This window comes from Devosia sp., assembly GCF_028290645.1.
Lineage (GTDB): Bacteria > Pseudomonadota > Alphaproteobacteria > Rhizobiales > Devosiaceae > Devosia_A.
Genome location: NZ_JAQGJL010000297.1, coordinates 1 through 4,316, shown reverse-complemented (window position 1 = coordinate 4,316; position 4,316 = coordinate 1). Strand labels below are relative to the sequence as shown.

Genomic DNA, 4,316 nt, shown 5'->3' with positions numbered 1-4,316 from the left:
GGTCGCCCAGAGGGCCGGGACAACGAGTACTGGCACAGGGCTCGCGAGGCATGGCTCGGCCAGCAAACCCTGGACGCCGATTTTCAGGAAGCTATCGCCGAGCCGGACCCGCAGATTGTGGAGCGGGCCTTTGAAACGAGCCGCCAGATCGGCTTGCAACGTTCCTTCAGGAAGGACCCCGAAGACAATACCAGCGGCGGGTTCAACCAGAAGCGCTAGCACTTTCCCTTGGCCGTACAGCAAATGGCATCAGCTGTGGCCAATCAAAGGCAACTCCCACACCCGGCTCTTCGGGCGCAACGGCGCGCCCTTCTTTCAGCGCCAGGGGACGGGTCGTGTATTGGTCGATGTCGAAGCTGTGCGCCTCGACCCATCCGTCACTAGGGAAGCCGGCGACGAGGCTGACGTGCAGTTCCTGCATGCCGTGGCTGCAGACAGGCACGCCGGTGGGGCCAAACAGCGCGGCGGCGCGGAGCCAGCCAGTTATGCCGCCGCAATTGCTGGCGTCGGGCTGAATGAACGAAAGCTTCGACTGGGCGAGCGCGTAGCCGAATTCGTGCACCGTGTGGAGGTTCTCGCCCATTGCAAGCGGCATGCCCGTGGCGTCGGCGATCTTCGCGTGGCCAAGGTAATCGTCGGGCTCGATCGGTTCCTCGAACCAGAGCAGATCATATGGAGCGAACGCCTGGGCCGCGGCGATCGCCTGAGGTACGTCGAAGGCGTAGTTTGCGTCGACCATGAACGTCGTGTCCGGTCCGATGAGCCGCCGCACAACCTCCACCCTCGCCACATCCTCGTCGAGCGTTGGCTGGCCGACCTTGATCTTTACGGCATTGAAGCCTGCAGCCAGGTAGCTCTCAATGCTACCGAGCAGTTGCTCCAGCGAGAAGTTCAGGTCGATGCCGCCACGATAGGCCCTGGCAGTCCGGTTCGCGCCGCCGGCCAGTCGCCACAGTGGCTTGGCTTCTCGCCTCCCCTTCAGGTCCCATAGGGCGATGTCGACCGCGGACATCGCGAAGGCGGTGATGCCGCCACGGCCAACATAGTGGATGTGCCACCACATGCCGTCATAGATGGCATCGATGCCGGTTGCGTCCTTGCCTATCAGGAAGGGAGCGAGTTCGTGCTCGATAATGGCTCGAATGGCGCGGCCACCCTTGCCGCCCGTATAGGTGTAGCCGGTACCCTCGCTGCCATCGGCGAGGCGGATGGTGACGGTCACGAGTTCGAAATGCGTATGCGCCCCGTGCCTGGCGTCGCTCATGGCTTCACGCAGGGGGACGCGAAAGAGCTGGGTGTGGACGTCAACGATGCTGGTGTTCACCTCAATGCCCCTATGCCCAGTTCACGTACATGGTCTTCTTGCGCAGATAGCCATCGAAGCCGTACTTGCCATCTTCGCCACCGAGGCCCGACTGTTTCCAGCCATTGTGGAAGCCCTGGATGAGCTCCCCGTTGGTGCGGTTGCAGTAGATCTCACCGAACTCCAGCTCGCCTGCCACCCTCATCAGGCGCTTCAGGTCACGCGTGTAAACGTAGGCGGACAGACCATAGGCGCTGTCGTTAGCCAGCGAGAGCGCCTCGTCGAAGCTTCCGACCGTCATGGCTGGCACCACTGGTCCGAAAATCTCCTGCTGCATCGCAGGAGCCTTGTTGTCGCGAAGCTTCAGCACGGTCGGCGCGTACCAGTGGCCGGTCGCGAACTGTCCCTCCCGCAACGGCCCGCCCTCGAGCAACACCTCTGCGCCGGCGGCCACCGTCCTGGCGACAATGGCCGCGACCTTGTCGACCTCCTGGCCGCTGATCTTCGGGCCGATGTCCGGGTTGGTCAGCGGATCGCCTATGGTGAGTGCTCGGGTACGCGCCACGAACTTGTCGAGGAACTCATCCGCTATTGTCTGGTGCAGGTACATCCGCTCGTTGCATGTGCAGATCTGCCCGCAATTGGTGAATCGAGCCGTTACGGCACTCGCCACGGCCGCATCGATGTCCGCGTCGTCCATCACAATGAACGGCGCTTTGCCACCGAGTTCGAGGCGGATCACCTTGATGAGGTCGGCCCCGGCTCGATAGATTTCCTTTCCCGCCCGCGTGCTCCCCGTCATCGTGACCAGGTTGGACAGCGGGCTTGCGACAAGCGCCTCGCCTACAACGTGGCCGACGCCGGTCACCACATTGATCACACCGGGCGGAAAGCCAACTGATTCCGCCAGGGCGGCCAGTGCCAGGCCGGACAAGGGGGTGAATTCGTGGGCCTTGAGAACAAATGTATTTCCCGCCACCAAGGCGGGCCCCATCTTGCGAGCCGCCAGAGCCGAGGGGTAATTCCACGCGGTGAGGCCGACGACGACGCCGTGCGGCACACGCCGGATCCATACCTCCTCGTTGGGTGCGTCGGAGGGCACGATGTCCCCCTCGATCCGCCGCGCATTCTCCGCCGCATACCGCAGGAAAGTCTCGGTCGCGCCGATCTCGCCAAGGCCCTGATTGAGTGGCTTGCCTTGTTCGGCGACTACGATCCGCGCCAGCTGGTCTGCATGCGCACGCACGGCATCGGCCAGCGCCGCCACCAGGCGCCCACGCTCGATTGCCGGTAGGGCGGCCCATGCAGGCTGTGCGCGTCTTGCCGCCTCGAGCGCAGCGATGGCGTCATCCGCCGTGCCCTCCGGCACCGTTGCTATGACGCGCTGGTTTGCGGGGTTTTCAACCTCGGTGCGAGCTAAAGAGGCGCCGGAAGTCCAGCGTCCATCGATGAACATGGAGCCGTTGGCGAGACCCGCCCCGGACAGCCCGGACATTATCTTTTCCAACACAAGGCACTCGTTTTGGTCTGACCGAAAGCGTCCGCAGAAAAGCCCTTTGCGGCGCGTTAGTCAACGCCGCCGGCGATGCGCCTCTCTTTGGTACGATCAAAGTGCTTGCACTTTCAGCCGATCTGTCGGATCAATCGTTCGCTTTCCAAAGGAGGAGGCATGCTGGACGAGCCCCATGCGCCGGCCCAAACTATTTCTCGCAGCACGGCGCGAACCGCCGACGCGGTGGTTAAGGGTATCGAGTCACGCATCTCCTCGGGGGAACTGGCTGACGGAGCCTTCCTTCCGGCCGAGCGAGAACTGATGGCGGAGTACGGCATCAGCCGCACGGTGGTTCGCGAGGCCATAGCGCGCCTAGCCAGCCGGGGCCTTATCGAGGCTCGGCACCGTTACCGGCCAATAGTCCGCCAGCCGGGATACGACGCTGCCCTGTCCGCCGTCGGCGGCGTGGTATCACACCTGTTGAATGGCAGCAGCGGGATCAAGAACCTCTACGACACACGCGTATTTCTCGAGGCGGCACTGGTCCGCAACGCGGCGCTACATGCCCGCAAAGACGATATCGCATCGCTGCGAGCAGCCCTCGCGGCCAACGAGGCGGCCATCCCGGATTCCCGCCTCTTTTATGCTACCGACGTGGCTTTCCACGCCGTGCTCTACGAGATTCCGCGCAATCCGGTGTTCCCGGCCTTGCACAAGGCCTTCACCCTTTGGCTGGCGCCGCATTGGGAGCGCATGCTCCGCTCGCCCGAGCGTAACCGCATCAATCATCTCAGCCACCGTGCCATCCTCGAAGCCATTGTCGAGCGCGATCCAGACGCTGCCGAGCAGGCGCTGCAGAACCACCTCGGCGCCGCCTGGGAATATGTCCGGGGGACGTTCGAGGAACCGCTGAGCGATCGGGCGGAGTCCAACGATGGCTGAGGAGTTCGATCACATCGTCATAGGAGGTGGTGCGGCCGGCTGCGTGGCCACAGCGCGGCTGATCCAGGCTGGCCGTCGCGTGCTGCTGCTTGAGGCGGGCCATTCGCACCACCATCCGCTGCTCGATATGCCGCCGGGCATCTTCAAGATGATCAACGGCAGCAAGTTCATGCGCTACCATCGCACCACGCCGCAGGAGCATCTCGACGGTCGGGTGCACGAAATCAGCCAGGGCAACGTGCTGGGTGGCGGCACTTCGGTGAACGCGCAGGTCTACATGCGAGGCCGCCCATCCGACTACGACGAGTGGGACGACCTCCTCCGCGGCAACAATGCGGGCGTGCGCTGGGATTGGGAGCACGTGCTCCCGCATTTTCGCGGTATGGAGGGCAACAACCGCCTCTATGACGAGCGCCACAACAGCGAAGGCCCGCTGCTCGTCTCGGACCCGGGGTACATCGACAATGTCTCGCGCTGGTTTGTGCAGAGCATGCAGAGCCTGGGCGTGCCCTACACGCACGCTTTCAACTGTCCGTCGCAGCGCGGCGTCGGAGTATACCAGTTCATGAACCGAGAGGG

The 4,316-nt window shown here is 63.6% G+C and carries 4 protein-coding genes and 1 pseudogene; 3 read left to right on the top strand and 2 right to left on the bottom strand.

All coding sequences use genetic code 11. From position 1 onward, the window contains the following. Positions 1 to 219: pseudogene (locus JWQ89_RS16005) on the top strand (hypothetical protein); the annotation flags it as partial. On the opposite strand, the gene JWQ89_RS16000 reads toward JWQ89_RS16005, so the two are convergent. Beyond that, positions 203 to 1,324: a mandelate racemase/muconate lactonizing enzyme family protein gene (locus JWQ89_RS16000; protein WP_299642562.1), complete on the bottom strand. Its 1,122-nt coding sequence runs from the start codon at positions 1,322 to 1,324 to the stop codon at positions 203 to 205. The pseudogene JWQ89_RS16005 and the gene JWQ89_RS16000 overlap by 17 nt on opposite strands. Positions 1,325 to 1,334: 10 nt before the next feature. Further along, positions 1,335 to 2,798: an aldehyde dehydrogenase family protein gene (locus JWQ89_RS15995; protein WP_299642560.1), complete on the bottom strand. Its 1,464-nt coding sequence runs from the start codon at positions 2,796 to 2,798 to the stop codon at positions 1,335 to 1,337. 174 nt (positions 2,799 to 2,972) lie between these two features. Here JWQ89_RS15995 and JWQ89_RS15990 point away from each other — a divergent pair, with 174 nt between their 5' ends. Both JWQ89_RS15990 and JWQ89_RS15985 read left to right on the top strand, forming a co-directional pair. Continuing rightward, positions 2,973 to 3,737: an FCD domain-containing protein gene (locus tag JWQ89_RS15990; protein WP_299642558.1), complete on the top strand. Its 765-nt coding sequence runs from the start codon at positions 2,973 to 2,975 to the stop codon at positions 3,735 to 3,737. Further along, a partial coding sequence (locus JWQ89_RS15985) for a GMC family oxidoreductase (RefSeq protein ID WP_299642557.1) occupies positions 3,730 to 4,316 on the top strand: 587 nt, incomplete at its 3' end. The genes JWQ89_RS15990 and JWQ89_RS15985, both read left to right, overlap by 8 nt.